The organism is Kribbella voronezhensis (genome assembly GCF_004365175.1).
GTDB classification, from domain to species: Bacteria; Actinomycetota; Actinomycetes; order Propionibacteriales; family Kribbellaceae; genus Kribbella; species Kribbella voronezhensis.
Genome location: NZ_SOCE01000002.1, coordinates 302,123 through 317,430 on the forward strand (window position 1 = coordinate 302,123; position 15,308 = coordinate 317,430).

Below are 15,308 nucleotides of genomic sequence, written 5' to 3' on the forward strand. Positions count from 1 at the left end.
CGGGCCGGGCTCTCGTTCACAGTGCGAAAGGGAATTCATCGTGACCGGATCACCAGGCGGCTCCACCAGCCGCCGCACCTTCATCTCTTTGCTCGGCGCCGGCGCGGCCGTGGCCGCCGGCGGCACGACGCTGGCCGGGTGCTCCGGAGACGGCAAGAAGTCCTCCACCGGTGGGCACGCCGAGACCGAGGACAAGCTGACCGGCCTGCTCCCCAAGTACGTCGCCTACGAGTCGGTCAAGCCGGACCTGCCGGGGGAGAACGGCGCGTCGCCCGGGTTCACCAAGTACCCGTCGGAGCTGAAGCGCGGCGTGCCGGACAAGGCGGTGCGCAGCGGCAAGGAGGTCTCGGCGATGACCCCGCTGTGGGCCCCGCTGCCGCCCGGACTCGGCAACAACTCCTACTTCGACGCGAACAACGAGCGGATCGGCGCGCCGGTCCGGTTCAACATCCTGAGCGGCAACGACTACGGCGACAAGCTCGGCCCGCTGCTTGCCTCGGGCAACGTTCCGGAGCTGCTCTGCGTGCCCGGCTGGAACATCTCCGGCCTGACCCGGTTCGGCCAGGCGGTCGACAAGCTGTTCGAGGACCTGACCCCCTACCTGGCCGGCGACAAGGCCTCGGCGTACCCGATGCTGGCGAACCTGCCGACCCGGGCCTGGGCGTACGGCGTGTGGAACTCCCAGCTCAAGGCGGTGCCGTTCCCCTCCGACGGATTCCCCTGGGCGCTGTTCTACCGCAAGGACATCTTCGACCAGGTCGGCGCCGCTCCGCCCAAGACCGCCGACGAGCTGTTCGCGCTGGGCAAGCAGCTGACCGACGCCAAGCGCAACCGGTGGGCCTTCGGCGGCATCTCCGACGAGGTACAGCGTGCCTTCGGCGTACCGTCGGGCTGGCGCAAGGACGCCGACGGCAAGCTGGTGAACAAGATCGAGACGCCCGAGTTCGAGGAGGCGACCGCCTTCGTCCGCCGGGTGTTCCAGTCCGGCTACGTGCACCCCACCGTGGTCGGCAACAACGCCGTCGACCAGAAGCCGCTGTTCGAGGGCGGCCAGATCGTGGTCCGCCAGGACGGCCTCGGCGCGTGGACCGAGTCGCTGCAGCGCCAGATGGCGATCAACCCCAAGTTCGACATGCAGATCGTCTCGCCGTTCGCCCACGACGGTGGCACGCCGATCGTCTGGAGCGGTGACCCGGCCGGCATCTTCACCTTCGTGAAGAAGGGCCTCGGCAAGGACCGGATCGCGGAACTGCTGGGCGTCCTCAACTACACGGCCGCGCCGTTCGGTACCGAGGAGAACCAGCTCTACAACTACGGGGTCGAGGGCAAGCACTACACCCGGCAGCCGTCCGGCGCGCCGAAGCTGACCGCGCTGGGCCAGAAGGAGGTCGCCAGCACCTACATCTTCCTCGGCGGCCGGCCGCTGGCCATCACCCAGAGCGAGTACCCGGGCTACGTCCAGGCGATGAGCAAGTGGCAGAACGATGCCGTCAAGGTGCGGGAGAAGAACCTGTTCGAGGGCATCCGGGTCGAGCAGCCGGCCAAGATGGCGGCGCTGGCACAGCCCTTCGACGACAAACTGCAGGACATCTTCCGTGGCCGGCGGCCGGTGAGCGACCTCAAGGTGGCTGTCCAGGAGTGGCGCAAGAACGGCGGCGACGAAGGCCGTGACTTCTACGCCAAGGTTCTCAGTGACAACGGTCGCTAGCGGTCGGCGGAGCGTCCGGCGCCGGACCGGCGGGGCCGGCTGGCGGCACCGGCTGCGACGGGACTGGCCGCTGCTGGTGATGGTGGCGCCGGTGATCGTGCTGCTCGGGGTCTTCCACTACTTCCCGACGCTCGGCAACGTGATCGCCTTCCAGGACTATTCGCCGTACGTCGGCATCCGCGGCAGCGACTTCGTCGGGTTCGCCAACTTCAGCCGGCTGTTCTCCGAGGTGGCGTTCTGGAAGGCGCTGGCCAACACGCTGTCCATCACTGCCTTCCAACTGGTCTTCTTCTTCCCGATCCCGATCGGTCTGGCCCTGCTGCTGAACAGCGTGCTGTCGACCCGGCTGCGCACCTTCATCCAGGGTGTCGTCTACCTGCCGCACTTCTTCTCCTGGGTGCTGGTGGTGTCGCTGTTCCAGCAGATGATCGGCGGCGCCGGCCTGCTGGCGCAGACCCTGCGCGAACACGGGCACAGCGCGGTCGACCTGATGACCAAGCCCGACACGTTCATCGTGCTGGTCACGGCGCAGGCGGTCTGGAAAGACGCAGGGTGGGGGATGATCGTGTTTCTCGCTGCCCTGAGCACGATCAACCCCGCCCTGTACGAAGCGGCCGCGGCCGACGGCGCGAACCGCTGGCGACGGTTGTGGCACATCACGCTTCCCGGTCTGCGGCCGGTCATCGTGCTGCTGCTGATCCTGCGGCTCGGAGACGCGCTGACGGTCGGCTTCGAGCAGTTCATCCTGCAGCGCAGCGCGGTCGGTGGTGGCGCGGCCGAAGTGCTCGACACCTACGTCTACTACCAGGGCCTGCTGGCCGGCGACTTCGGCTACGGCGCGGCCGCGGGCCTGTTCAAGGGGCTGGTCGGGCTCGTCCTGGTGCTGGTGGCCAACAAGTTCGCTCACCTGATCGGAGAGCAAGGGGTGTATTCGCGATCATGACCACACAGACCTTGAGTACGCCACGCCGGCTCGCGCGGCAGCGGGCCGGGATCGAGGCGGGCCGGCCCGTCTGGGAGGAGCAACCGTCCTGGTTCGGCCGGCTCAGCAAGCCTGTGGTGCTTGCACTGGTCGCTCTGCTGGTGACGTTCCCTCTGTACGTCGTCGTGGTGACCAGCCTGTCCACGACAGAAGCCGTCACCCGGGCAGGCGGCCTGGTCGTCGTACCACGCGAGCTGACCATCGCCGCCTATGTGCAACTGCTGTCCGGCGGTGTGGTCACCCGGGCCCTGTTGATCAGTACGGCGATCACCTTCGTCGGCACGGCCTTCAGCCTCGGGCTCACCGTGCTCGCTGCGTACGGACTGTCCCGGCCCGGGTCGTTGCTGCATCGGCCGCTGTTGTTCATCGTGCTGCTGACCTTCCTGTTCGGGCCGGGCATCATCCCGAGCTACCTCGTCGTCAACGCACTCGGGCTGATCGACAGCTACGGCTCGCTGATCCTGCCGACCGCGATCTCGGCGTTCAACCTGATCGTGATGCGGTCGTTCTTCATGGGCATTCCGGGCGAGCTGATCGACAGCGCCAGGATCGACGGCGCGGGCGAGTTCGCGGTGCTGAGCCGGATCGTCCTGCCGCTGTCGAAAGCGGTCGTCGCGGTCGTCGGCCTGTTCTATGCCGTCGGCTACTGGAACGCCTTCTTCAACGCGATGCTCTACATCAACGACAACAACAAGTGGCCGCTGCAGATGGTGCTGCGGACGTACATCGTGCAGGCCCAGGTGCTGCCGACCGGCGCCGGCGGGGTGACGAGTGGGTCCGGGATGGGCCTGGCACCCGCGCCGAGCCTGGCGATCAAGATGGCGATCGTCGTGATCGCGGTCGTCCCCGTGCTGGTGATCTATCCGTTCATCCAGCGGCACTTCACCAAGGGCGTCATCATCGGCGCGGTCAAAGGCTGACCGGTCCCGAACTGAGGAGAGACATGTCCCTTCCGCGCAGACACTTTCTGGCGCTGGGTACGGGCGCGGCGCTGGCCACCACGGTCGCCGGACCGGCCGTCGCCGACACCGCCCGGACCGCCGCCGGTTCCGGCGGGCACTACCGATGGCGCAACGTCGAGATCGTCGGCGGCGGCTTCGTCACCGGCATCATCCATCACCCCAAGCAGCGCGGCCTCGTCTACGTCCGCACGGACATCGGCGGCGCGGCCCGGCTGGACGTCCGCACCCAGCGCTGGGTCCAGTTGCTCGAATGGGTCGGCTGGGACGACTGGAGTCTGACCGGCGTCGAGAGCCTGGCCCTCGACCCGTGCGATCCGTCCCGGCTCTATCTTGCCGCCGGCACCTATACCAACGAGTGGTCGCCGATCAACGGAGCGATCCTGCGCTCGACCGACCAGGGCCGCACGTTCCAGCGCACCGACCTGCCGTTCAAGCTCGGTGGCAACGAGCCGGGCCGCTCGATGGGGGAGCGGCTCGTGGTGGATCCGCTGGACGGGCGAGTGCTCTATTTCGGCACTCGGAACCAGGGCCTGTGGCGCAGTACCGACCGTGGCGTGACTTGGGCCCGCGTCGACAGCTTCCCCGTCTTGGGCACGGCCGGTATCGGGATCGGTTTCGTTTTCATGGATCCGCGGGGTGCCCGCCGGGGCCGCCCGACACCGGTCATCTATGCGGGCGTCACCGATCCGGCCGGCTCGCTGTACCGTAGTACGGATGCCGGCCGCACCTGGGCGCTGGTGCCGAACCAGCCGACCGGGTTGCTGCCACACCACGGCGAACTCGGCGCGGACGGCTTCATCTACCTGACGTACGGCGATCGCCCAGGGCCGTACGAGATGTACGACGGTGCCGTGCACAAGGTCGACACCGCAACGGGCGAGTGGACCGACATCACGCCACTGCGCCCGAACACCGGCGGCGAGGCAGGATTCGGGTACGCCGGCCTGTCCACCGATCCGCGCAAGCCGGGCACGGTGATGGTCTCCACGATGAGCAGGTGGGGTCCGGTCGACGACGTGTTCCGGTCCGTCGATGGCGGCGCGACCTGGCACTCCATCGGCGAGCGGATCGTGCTCGACACGTCGGGAGCGCCGTACCTCACGTTCCACGGTCCGTCCGCCAAGTTGGGGTGGATGATCGGTGACATCTCCATCGATCCCTTCAACTCCGACAAGGTCATGTACGTGACCGGTGCGACGATCTTCGGCACGGACGACGTCACCGGCGCCGAGGCAGGCCGTAGCACGCACTGGTCCGTTCGGGCGCAGGGACTCGAGGAGACGGCTGTGCTGGATCTGATCAGCCCGCCGTGGGGCCCTCCGTTGATCAGCGCGCTCGGTGACATCGGCGTCTACCGGCACGAGCGGCTGGACGTGGTCCCACCCGATGGGCAGGCGTCCAATCCCGTTTCGGGGAGCTCGCCCAGCTTGGACTACGCAGCCACCGCACCGGGGTTCGTCGTGCGGGTCGCGTACGGCGGCTCCTTGCAGCGTGGTGCCTACTCGACCGACGCCGGAGTGAGTTGGCAACCGTTCGCCGGTGAGCCGGCCGGTTCGTCGCAGCCGGGGAAGATCGTTGTCAGCACCGATGCCCGGACGATCGTCTGGGTGCCGGGTGACGTCGTACCGCACTACTCCCGCGACCGTGGTGCCACGTGGACCGCTGTTACCGGTCTGCCTGCGCGGGCCGTGGTCGTCGGCGACAGGGTCGACGCGAGCTTGTTCTACGCGTTCGATCCGTCCACTGGTACGGCGTACTGCAGCACCAACGGTGGCGCGACCTTCTTGCCCTCAGCAACGGGTCTGCCTACTGGGAACGGCAAGCTGGAAACGGTGCTGGACAGGGTGGGTCACTGCTGGCTCGCGGCCGGCGCGGGTGGACTGTTCCGATCGGTCGACCGCGGCGCGACGTACCAGCGGGTGACGTCGATCGAAGAGGCGTACACCGTCGGGTTCGGTAAGGCAGCGCGCGGACGGACGGAGATGGCGGTCTACAGCTCGGGCAAGGTCGCCGGTCAGCGCGGGATCTTCCGTTCCGACGACAGCGGCCGGAGCTGGCTGCGGATCAACGACGACAAGCACCAGTTCGCGTCCACCGGCGACGCGATCGCCGGTGACCCGCGGGTCTACGGACGGGTCTACTTGTCCACCAACGGCCTGGGAATCCCTTACGGCGAACCGGTCTGAGGGCTTCAGTGCCTGGCGGGAGCCGGGCAGGTGCTCGCGCGCGGAGTCAGCTGCGGTCGCAGCAGGGTCATCGCGGGCACCTGCCCACCCTCGAGCTTGGTGATCAGCGACTCCACCGCCTGCAGGCCGATCTCGTCGGCCGGGATGGCGACCGAGGAGAGTTGCGGCACCTGCCGTTCGGCGACGTCGTCGGCGCAGATCGCCATCAGCGACATGTCTTCGGGCACGCGCCGGCCGAGCCGGCGCAGGACGTCGAGCAGCGGGCCGATGATCGGCTCGTTCTGCACGACCAGGCCGGTGATGTCGGGGTGGTCGCGCAGCAGTTGCTCGACCGTGCCGAGGACGGCGTCGAAGGTGTGCTCGCAGGGCGTCTCGACGCCGAGCACGCCACGCCGGTCGGCGGCCGCGGTGAAGCCCGCCAGGGTCCGCTGGGCGAAGCCGGTCTGGCGCTCGTAGACGGCGGACGGCGTACCGAGCAAGGCGATCGTGCGGTGGCCGAGGTCGGCCAGATGGTCGACGCAGCGCTCACCGGCCGCGACGAAGTCCAGGTCGATACAGGTCAGTCCGTCGGTGTCGGCGGGGAAGCCGATCAGGACCGAGGGCATGGACAACTCCCGCAGCACGGGGACTCGTTCGTCGTGCAACTCGACGTCCATCACCACCAGGGCGTCGACCAGGGAACTCTGCGCGACCCGTTCGAGTCCTTCGCGGCCTTCGTCGGCCGTCAGCAGCAAGACGTCGTGGTCGAACCTGCGGGCGGTCGTGACGACCGCGGTCGCGAACTGCATCATCACCGGGACGTGCATCCCGGTCCGCAGCGGGATCACCAGGGCCAGCACGTTCGAGCGCTGACTGGCCAGGGCCCGGGCGCTGGCGTTCGGGCGGTAGCCGAGCACGCGCACGGCTTCCTGGACGCGGTCGCGGGTGTCGGAGGAGATCGAGCGCTTACCGCTGAGGACGTACGACACTGTGCTGGCCGCCACCCCCGCGTGGCGGGCGACATCGGCGATGGTCACCATCGGCGTCTCCTCTTCATCAGAATTCGAAGCGCTTCGAAATCTGTTCGGTCAGGGAACAGCGTCGAGTGCGGGCCGCTCACTGTCAAGTGCGGCTGTGAGGTCGCCAGAGCTCACAGCCGCACCCGGGCGGATCAGGAGGACGTGACGGAGTAACTGTTGGTGTTGAAATTCATGCCGCCGCTGGACGAAGTGATCTCGAATCCGAATTGCACTTCATTCATGGTGGCGTCGCCGATCCAGCCGCGCGACTTGATCCAGTTCATCACCGCTTTGATGTCGACGGTGCCGGAATTGGTGTTCGAGGTGCGCACGAACGAGTAGACCGCATTGGACCCGTTACTGCCCTTGTAGACATTCCAGCTGTGCCCGCCGACGGACGCCGACGTCTGGAAAGAGCCGATCGGCCCGACGGCGCCCTGCTTGTTCATCCAGAGCATGATCTCGTAGGCGTTGCCGCCGGCCCAGATGTCGTAGGCGGTGGTGTAGGCGCCGCCGCCGGGCGGGCTGACGTTGAAGCTGCTGCGCAGGGTGCCGAGCGAGCTGATGCTGCGCCCGATGTTGCGGGCCGAGTGCGGGTAGGCCTTCACCCCGCCGGTGTTCGGGTGGTTGGCCCAGACACCGAAGTTGCTGTAGGAGTTGGCCCAGATGGACTGGGGGCCGGCGCCACCGCCCCAGACGTCGTTGCGGACCGTGTAGCCGCCGTTGGACCAGGACGCGAACTTGTCCGACGACGACCAGGTGGCGGCACTGGCGGGTAGTACGGCGGTGACGGACGCGGCGAGCGCCGCGACCAGGGCTGTTGCCAATTTCCAGGATCTCGACATGCTGATCTCCCTCTTCGGGGGCGGAACCACAGGGCACGGTGGGCTGCTCGCCCACCGTCAGCAGGGGAATGCGGGTCGCGCGCCGAGCGGTGGCGCGCGACCCTGTCGAAGCGCTTCGAAAAGTTCTCGAAGCTCGAAACCGGAATGCGGTGCGGGCATTGGGTTCTCCGTGATCCTTGATCTGTCGAATTCGATTCGAATCGACGGATGAGGTCAACCAGTTCAGCTGGCGGATTAGGAGAACTATTGCAGCCGTGTTAATCGGGAGTCAACAGCCGGTAATGCTCTGATTGCGCTTGGCAACAGATTCGCCCGGCGGCTGCTCCGCGGGCTTCGTGCGCAGTGCCGTCCAGCCGCCGGCCGCGACGGTCACCTCACCGTCGGTCTGTTCGCCGGTGATCAGATCGATCCCGTCGTACGGCAGCCGGACGTCCCCGGCCGTGTGGTTCAGGATGTACCTGTACCGCGCGTCCGCCGACCGCCGAGTGATCACCTCGATCCCGGCGGGCAACTCGGCCGGCGTGATCCCGGCGGCGTGAACGACCTGCGTCATCAACGACCGGTACGCCGGATCGGTGAGCCAGGTGGAGCTGTACCAGACGTTGTCGCGGCGCGTGATCGCCGGCCAGCCGTCCAGAACGCCGCCCTGGTAGCGAGCGATCGCCTCCGCACCTTCGAGCAGTACGCGTTCGCTCCAGCCTTCGGCCAGCTCACCGGTGTCGAGTTCGATCGTGCCGTCCACCGGCAGGAACTCCTCGACGCGGATCCCGAGCAGTTCCCGGAACGCGCCGGGGTAGCCGCCGAGCCGGATCTGCGTCGTCTCGTCGGCGATCCCGCTCAGCGCGGTGATCAGCAGTTGACCACCGCTCGCGGCGTACTGGTTGATCGAGGCAATCACTTCGGCACCGGCCAGATACAGCGAGGGGACAACGACCACCCGGTACGCCGTCAGGTCCGCGGTGGGATGCGCGAAGTCCGTGCCGATGCCCAGCTGCCACAGTTGCCGGTGGGCGGCCTGGACCGCCGCCAGGTAGTCGATCGCGGGTGACGGCAGAGCCGGGCCGTCGGTCGCCCACCAGGATTCGGCGTCCCACAGGATCGCCACCTCGGCCTCGACCTCGGCGCTGTCGGCCTCGGCCAGCCTCGGCAACAGCTCGCCGAGCTCGGTGATCTCGCGGAAGGCCCGGCTGTCGGCGCCGGCGTGCGGGACCATCCCACTGTGGAATCGTTCCGCGCCACCCTGGGAGGCCCGCCACTGGAAGAAGAGCGCCCCGCTCGAACCGCGAGCGATGTGAGACACACTGTTGCGCGCCATCCGGCCGGGTTCCTTGCTGTGCAGGCGGCCGCCGACGTTGAACGAGCCGGCTGCCTGCTCCATCAGCAGCCACCGGCCGCCACCCCACGACCGGGCCAGATCGGCGCCGAAGGCGGTCTGCTGCTCCGCCTCGATGCCCGCGCTGCCCGGATAGTGGTCAATGGCCACCAGATCGACCTCGCGGGACCAGCGCCAGTGATCGACGGGGACCCAGGCGCCGAACACGAAGTTGGTCGTGATCGGGATGTCCGGGGTGAGTGCACGGAGTACGGACTTCTGTTCTTGGTACGCGGTGAGCAACTCGTCGGACAGGAAGCGCCGGAAGTCCAGCATTTGCGAGGGATTCGGCAGGTACTGCGTCCGTCGCGGCGGGAACACCTGCTCCCAGGCCGAGTACCCCTGACTCCAGAAGGCCGTCGTCCAGGCGGCGTTCAGGGCACCCAGCTCGCCGTACCGGCGCTGTAGCCAGGTCCGGAAGGATGCGGCGACATGATCGCAGTGGCAGGTGGATCCGTACTCGTTGTGAACGTGCCACATCGCGAGCGCGGGATGATCGCGATACCGCTCACCCAGCACCCGGGCGATGCCGACAGCCGCCTCCCGGTACGCCGGTGCGCTGACGCAGTAGGTGTCCCTACTGCCGTGCATCAGCCGTACGCCGTCGGCCGTGACCGGCAGCGCGTCGGGATGAGCAAGGCTGAACCATGGCGGCGGTGAAGCGGTCGGTGTCGCCAGGTTCACCTTGATGCCGTTGCCGTGCAGCAGATCGAGGACCTGGTCGAGCCAGCCGAACTCGTACCGGCCGGGCTCCGGCTCGAGACTCGACCAGGAGAAGACTCCGACCGTGGCCAGGTTCACCCCGGCGCGGCGCATGAGCTCCATGTCCTCGGCCCAGACCTCTGGCGACCACTGCTCGGGGTTGTAGTCACCGCCGTAGTAGAGCTCAGGCATCGGCGACCACAGTCACCGTGAACTGACCGCAGCTGCCTTCCAGCACCCGGGACTCCGCCCGGCCCGCGGTCAGGGTCAGCTCGATGACCGCGCTCGTCTCCCCGTTCGGCCCGGGGAGACGGACGCGAGTCACCTCACCCTCGGCGGGTGCGTACCAGCGCAGCTCGACACCGTCGGTCCAGTCGTACTCCGGACGGTCGTCCACTGCGCCGAAGGGGATCACCGCGCCTTGCCTGGCCAGCAAGGGCAGTTCGTCGAAGCCGTAGCTGCGGGTGACCCAGCGGCTGCCGTCGAACTGTTCGCCGGTGAGCAGATGGGTCCACGTTCCTTCGGGCAGGTAGAACCGGACCTCGCCGTCCTTGCTCATCACGGGTGCGACCAGCACGTTCGGGCCGAGCATGTACTGGCGATCGAGGTAGGCGACGCCCGGGTCGGTGGGGAACTCCAGCACCATCGGCCGCATCATCGGCGTACCGTCGGTGTGCGCCTCCTCGGCGACGACGGCCAGGTAGGGCATCAGCGACATCTTCAGCTTGGTGAAGCGACGCAGTACCTGAACGGCTTCCTCGTCGAAAGCCCACGGCACCCGGTACGACCCGGATCCGTGCAGCCGGGAGTGCGACGAGAGCAGGCCGAAGGGCACCCAGCGCTTGAAGACGGCCGCGTCCGGCGTGCCCTCGAAGCCGCCGATGTCGTGACTCCAGTAGCCGAAGCCGGACGACGCGAGCGACAGGCCGCCGCGTAGCGACTCGGCCATCGCCTCGAAGGTGGACTCGCAGTCGCCGCCCCAGTGCACCGGGAACTGCTGGCCGCCGACGGTCGCCGAGCGTGCGAACAGTACTGCGTCGCCCTCGCCGCGGTTCTCCTTCAGCAGGTCGAAGACGGCCTTGTTGTAGAGGTGCGGGTAGTAGTTGTGCATGCGTTGCGGGTCCGAGCCGTCGTGCCAGACGACGTCGTCGGCCGGGATGCGCTCGCCGAAGTCGGTCTTGAAACAGTCCACGCCGAGATCGATCAGCGCCTGCAGCTTGGACCGGAACCAGGCGGTCGCGTCCGGGTTGGTGAAGTCGACGATCGCCATCCCGGCCTGCCACAGGTCCCACTGCCAGACCGAGCCGTCGGTCCGCTTCAGGAGGTAGCCGAGCCTGCGGCCCTCTTCGAACAGCACCGAGCGCTGCGCGATATAGGGGTTGATCCAGAGGCTGATCCGCAGCCCGCGCTCCTTCAGTCGTTGCAGCATCCCGGCGGGGTCCGGGAACGCCACCGGGTCCCAGAGGAAGTCGCACCAGTGGAACTGCCGCATCCAGAAGCAGTCGAAGTGGAAGACGCTCAGCGGCAGGTCCCGGCTGGCCATCCCGTCGACGAAGCTGGTCACCGTCGGCTCGTTGTAGTCCGTGGTGAACGAGGTGGACAGCCACAACCCCATCGACCAGGCAGGCACTCGCGCCGGCCGGCCGGTGAGACCGGTGTACCGGCGCAGTACGTCCTTAGGCGTGGGACCCGCGATCACGTAGTACGAGAGTGCCTGTCCTTCGACGCTGAACTGGTTGCGGGACACGACCTCCGAGCCGACCTCGAAGGAGACCTTGGCCGGCGTGTCGACCAGTACGCCGTACCCGGAGCTGCTCAGGTAGAAGGGCACGTTCTTGTACGCCTGCTCGCTGGACGTGCCGCCGTCGGCGTTCCAGATGTCGACGACCTGGCCGTTCTTCACCAGTGGGCCGAACCGTTCGCCGAGCCCGTAGATGGTCTCGCCGACGCCGAGCGCGAGCTGTTCGTGCAGGTACTGGCGGCCTTGCTGGTCGGTGATCAGGCCGATGCTGCGCGCGGAGGAGCCGGTCAGCACGCGGCCGTCCCGCTCGAACCGCAGATCCCACGGGCCGTCGAGCCGGACCACCGCGGTGAGATCGCCGCTGGTCAGCCGGGCGGTGTCCTCGTCGACCTCGACCTTGACCGGATGGTCGTCGTCGCCTGCCAGCTCGAAGGCCGGCCGGGGCGGGAGACCGCCGCTGTGGTGCTCGATCCGGACGCCGATGATGCCGGCCGCCGGCGAGCTGAGGGTGACGGTGAAGAGGGGCTGGTTGAGCGTGTCGCCGCGGCCGATGATCTGCTTGGCCGGCGCGTAGACGACCAGCGTGCGTTCGGCGGCTTCGACACTCTCGACCGCGGCCGGCCGCAACCGGGCCAGCCCCGGCCGCAGCTGCCAGTAGCCGTCTGTGAACTTCATCGACTGCCTTTCTACTTGACCGCGCCGACGGTGACGCCGCGGGTCAGTGTGCGCTGGAAGATCAGGAAGAACACGACGGTCGGGAGCAGGCTGATCAGTGCCCCGGCGTTCGTGGTGGTGGCGTCCATCAGCCGATCGCCTTGCAGGGAGGCAAGGGCGAGCGGCACGGTCTGGGTGCTGTTGTCGATCAGCATCACCAGCGGAATGAAGAACTCGTTCCAGGTCCAGATGAAGAAGAAGATCAACAACACCGACAGCGTCGGCCGGACGGTCGGTACGACGACGCGCCACAACGTGGTCCACCGGCCGGCGCCGTCGAGCGCCGCGGCTTCCAGCAACGCTTTCGGGAAGGTACCGAGCACCGAGGCGAGCAGGTAGGTGCCGAACGCGCTCTGGATGACGGTGAAGATGATGATCACGCTGAGCCGGCTGTTGTAGAGGCCGAGCGACTTCGCCATCGAGTACAGCGGGTAGACCAGCGCCTCCTGCGGGATCATGTTCGCCAGCAGGAAGAGGGCGACGATCCACATCCGGCCGCGGACCCGGCCGATGCCGAGCGCGTAGGCGTTCAGCAGGGACAGCACGACGCCGAGCACCGCGACCGATCCGGAGATGACGATCGAGTTGACCAGCTTGCCGCCGAAGTGGACCTGCTGCCAGTACGTCTTCAACCCGTCCAGCTGGAACGACTTCGGCCACGCCAACGGCCCGTTGCCGGAGTAGTCGGCCGGCGACTTGAAGGCGTTCATCAGCATCACCGCGAACGGCACCAGGACCAGCAGCGCGGTGAGGACGACGAGAGCCAGGACGACCCAGCGGGCCGCACCTTGTTTGTAGCGATCGGGGTCCTTGCGGGCCACCCGGCTGCGGGTCAGGGTCAGTGTGGTCATGATTCGGTCCTGCCTTGGAGCTTCAGGAAACCGATGCTGACGGCAACGATCACCAGGGTGAGCGCGGTCGCCACGGCAGCGCCGTACCCGACCTGGAGCTTGTTGAAGAAGGCGTTGTAGGCGAAGTACGACGGCACCGTGGTCGCGTGGTTCGGGCCGCCGCGGGTGAGTGCCCAGATCGGGCCGAACACCTTCAGCGCCGCGATCGTGCAGGTCAGCGTGATCACGAACGTCTCCGGCCGGATCTGCGGCAGCGTGATCGCCTGGAACCGACGGAACCAGCCGGCCCCGTCGATCTCCGCCGCCTCGTACAGATCCGGGTCGACGCGTTGCAGGGCGGCCATGAAGATCACCACCGGGTAGCCGATCTGGACCCAGATCATCACCAGCATCACCATCGGCAAGGCCGTCTTGGGATCACCCAGCCAGTCGTGCTCGCCGAGGCCGATCGCCTTGCCGACGGCGTTCACCGCACCGTCGGGACGCAACAGCCAGCCCCACAGGATGCCGGCCACGACGACCGGCAGGACCTGGGGGAGGTAGAAGGTGGCCCGCAGGAATGAGGCCGTCTTCGGCCCGAACCGCCGCCCGATCACGTCGAACAAGGTGGCCGACAGCACCAACCCGATCAGCGTCGGCACCACCACCATGGCGATCACCATCGCCGCGGTGTTGCGGAACGACGTCCAGAAGACGTCGTCGTGCAGCAGCCGGGTGTAGTTGTCGAAGCCGATCCAGCGGGGGTCGCCGATCCCGGACCACTTGGTCAGCGAGAGGTAGAGGTTGGTGCCGAAGGGAACGGCGACGACAGCGGTGAAAGCGACAGCCCCGGGCAGCAGGTACCACCAGTAGCCTGCCTTGCCCCGGGTCATCCGTTCTTGATTTCTTTGACGCCCTGGTCGTAGGCCTTGCCGAGGTCGGCGAGTACCTGGTCAGGGTTCTTGGAGCCGTTGATCAGCGACTGACCGCCGGCCACCAGTACGTCGTAGTACCCCGGGACCGGCCAGTCGGGGTAGAAGGCGAGGCCGTCGGCCTTGGTGATCGCGTCGAAGTTGGCGATCAGTTCCTTGTTCTTGGGATCCGTCACCTTGGCCAGGTCGGCCTTGACCGGTACGCCGCCGTTGTTGGCCATGATGGTCTGGATCTCGGGCCGCATGGTGATGTCGATGAAGTCGTAGGCGAGCTTCTTGTTCTTCGACTGCTCGGGGACGACCCACAGGTTGCCGGACGAGCCCGCGTTCAGCTTGTTGCCGGGGAACAGGAACGTGCCCCAGTCGAACTTCTTGATCTCGGTCGCGAACCGGCCGTACCACCACGAGCCGCTGACGATCATCGGCGTCTTGCCGGCGATGAAGGCGGTGCCCATGTCCTCGGCCTTCAGGCTGGCCGACTGCTTGGAGATGTAGCCCTTCTGGACCCAGTCGCGGAAGGTGTCCGCGCCGTACTTGAGCGGGTCGGCCTTGAAGTCGACGCTGCCCTTGTAGAGCTGGTAGTTGTCGACGAACGAGCGGTCGGCCTTGGACAGCGCGAGTTGGTAGTACAGCTGACCGGCCGGGTACTCCGCGCCCGCCATCCCGAGCGGCGTGACCTTCTTCGCGACGAAGGTGTCCATCGCGGCGGTCATCTCGTCGAGCGTCTTCGGTACGGCGACGCCGTACTGCTTGAAGAGGGCCTTGTTGTAGTAGACCATCACGTACTCGCCGTAGTTCGGGACGCCGAACCAGTTGCCGGAGCCCATCACGCCCTTGTCGTCGTACCGGGCGGTGGTCTGCAGGCTCGGGCTGAGCACCTTGTCCCAGCCGCGCTTGGCGACCTCGTCGCTCAGATCGGTGAGCAGCCCCTTGGAGCTGAGCAGGCCGGCGGTGGCGTTGCCCTTGTTGTACTCCATCAGGTCCGGTGCCTGGTCGGAGGCGAGGATCATCGACGCGTTCTGCTGGATCTGCTCGAACGCCTTGCGCTCGAACTGGACCGTGACTCCCGGGTGCTCGGTCTTGAACACCTCGATCGCCTTGTCCCAGGCCTTGCCCATCGCGCCGTTCGCGCTTTCGTAGTGCCACAGCTTCAGCGTGCCGGTCCCGGTGTCGCCGCTGCTGTCGTTGTCGTCGCCACCGCTGCTGCCGCAGCCGGCCAGGACGAGGGCCAGCGAGACGATCGCCGCTCCCGCTGAGATCATGGTGCGGGGAAACCGCATGGGTGTACTCCTTTGAACGGGTGTGTGTCCGGTGCTTCCTCGGTCCGTCGTCGCGT

At 67.3% G+C, this 15,308-nt stretch carries 11 protein-coding genes; 4 read left to right on the top strand and 7 right to left on the bottom strand.

Features of this window, described 5'->3' with window-relative positions; translation table 11 throughout:
* Positions 1-40: 40 nt before the first annotated feature.
* From EV138_RS28810 to EV138_RS28825, 4 genes are read left to right on the top strand one after another with little or no spacing between them, the layout of a single operon-like run.
* Entirely contained in the window at positions 41-1,708 is a 1,668-nt protein-coding gene (locus EV138_RS28810; protein ID WP_133982576.1) for an extracellular solute-binding protein, read from the top strand.
* Complete coding sequence (locus EV138_RS28815) at positions 1,692-2,651, top strand: ABC transporter permease (protein ID WP_238158486.1); 960 nt, start codon at positions 1,692-1,694, stop codon at positions 2,649-2,651. Before EV138_RS28810 ends, EV138_RS28815 begins: the two co-directional genes overlap by 17 nt.
* A complete protein-coding gene (locus EV138_RS28820) occupies positions 2,648-3,610 on the top strand; it encodes a carbohydrate ABC transporter permease (protein ID WP_133982578.1) in 963 nt (320 codons plus the stop codon). Before EV138_RS28815 ends, EV138_RS28820 begins: the two co-directional genes overlap by 4 nt.
* A 23-nt stretch (positions 3,611-3,633) precedes the next feature.
* Positions 3,634-5,838: a WD40/YVTN/BNR-like repeat-containing protein gene (locus tag EV138_RS28825; RefSeq protein WP_133982580.1), complete on the top strand. Its 2,205-nt coding sequence runs from the start codon at positions 3,634-3,636 to the stop codon at positions 5,836-5,838.
* A gap of 5 nt (positions 5,839-5,843) precedes the next feature.
* On the opposite strand, the gene EV138_RS28830 is transcribed toward EV138_RS28825, so the two are convergent.
* From EV138_RS28830 to EV138_RS28860, 7 genes are all read right to left on the bottom strand, one after another.
* Positions 5,844-6,857, bottom strand: a complete 1,014-nt coding sequence (locus EV138_RS28830) for a LacI family DNA-binding transcriptional regulator (RefSeq protein ID WP_133982583.1) — start codon at positions 6,855-6,857, stop codon at positions 5,844-5,846.
* 131 nt (positions 6,858-6,988) lie between these two features.
* Positions 6,989-7,681 carry a glycoside hydrolase family 12 protein gene (locus EV138_RS28835; RefSeq protein WP_133982585.1) on the bottom strand — a complete coding sequence of 231 codons (693 nt, stop codon included), beginning with the start codon at positions 7,679-7,681 and terminating at the stop codon, positions 6,989-6,991.
* 268 nt (positions 7,682-7,949) lie between these two features.
* Positions 7,950-9,947 carry a beta-galactosidase gene (locus EV138_RS28840; RefSeq protein WP_133982587.1) on the bottom strand — a complete coding sequence of 666 codons (1,998 nt, stop codon included), beginning with the start codon at positions 9,945-9,947 and terminating at the stop codon, positions 7,950-7,952.
* Positions 9,940-12,171, bottom strand: coding sequence for an alpha-xylosidase (gene yicI / locus EV138_RS28845; protein WP_133982589.1), 2,232 nt, complete (start codon positions 12,169-12,171; stop codon positions 9,940-9,942). The genes EV138_RS28840 and yicI overlap by 8 nt, the downstream gene beginning before the upstream one ends.
* 11 nt (positions 12,172-12,182) lie before the next feature.
* Positions 12,183-13,061, bottom strand: a complete 879-nt coding sequence (locus EV138_RS28850; protein WP_133982591.1) for a carbohydrate ABC transporter permease — start codon at positions 13,059-13,061, stop codon at positions 12,183-12,185.
* Positions 13,058-13,933, bottom strand: a complete 876-nt coding sequence (locus tag EV138_RS28855; protein ID WP_133982593.1) for a carbohydrate ABC transporter permease — start codon at positions 13,931-13,933, stop codon at positions 13,058-13,060. The genes EV138_RS28850 and EV138_RS28855 overlap by 4 nt, the downstream gene beginning before the upstream one ends.
* Positions 13,930-15,252, bottom strand: a complete 1,323-nt coding sequence (locus tag EV138_RS28860; RefSeq protein ID WP_133982595.1) for an ABC transporter substrate-binding protein — start codon at positions 15,250-15,252, stop codon at positions 13,930-13,932. The genes EV138_RS28855 and EV138_RS28860 overlap by 4 nt, the downstream gene beginning before the upstream one ends.
* Positions 15,253-15,308 lie beyond the last annotated feature (56 nt).